Source organism: Streptomyces sp. BE303 (assembly GCF_036290945.1).
Classification (GTDB): Bacteria; Actinomycetota; Actinomycetes; order Streptomycetales; family Streptomycetaceae; genus Kitasatospora.
In genome coordinates this window covers 1-336 of sequence record NZ_JAQYWZ010000710.1, presented here as the reverse complement: position 1 = coordinate 336, position 336 = coordinate 1, and the positions used below count along the sequence as shown (strand labels likewise).

The following is a 336-nucleotide window of genomic DNA, read 5'->3' as shown; positions in this document are numbered from 1 at the left end:
GTCCTCCACCGTGGCGACCGAGCCGGGCAGTTCGGCCCGCATGCCGCTGAAGGTGTCCTCGTGGGCGGCGTCCAGCCGGGCCTGGAGGCCCGGGCGGCCGAGCCCGAGGTCGCGGGGGAGGAAGCGCGCGGGCAGACCGCGCCCTGCCGGTCAGTGCTGTGTGTCGCTGAACGCTGATGTCGTGTCTGTACTGAACTTGTGATTTATCCGGTGCGGCGGGGTTTGGTGCCGACCTTGTGATGAGCCGGTCGGCGGTAGGGCTCGCCGGTGGCCAGGAGCAGGCCCACGTCGTAGCGGTTCGCGGGGCGGCGGTTCTTGGAGCCGGGCGGGCGCCCG

1 pseudogene is annotated in these 336 nt (G+C 72.3%); it reads right to left on the bottom strand.

The features are described from left to right. Positions 1–138, bottom strand: a pseudogene (locus tag PUR56_RS19415) (SAM-dependent methyltransferase); the annotation flags it as partial. Positions 139–336: the final 198 nt, after the last annotated feature.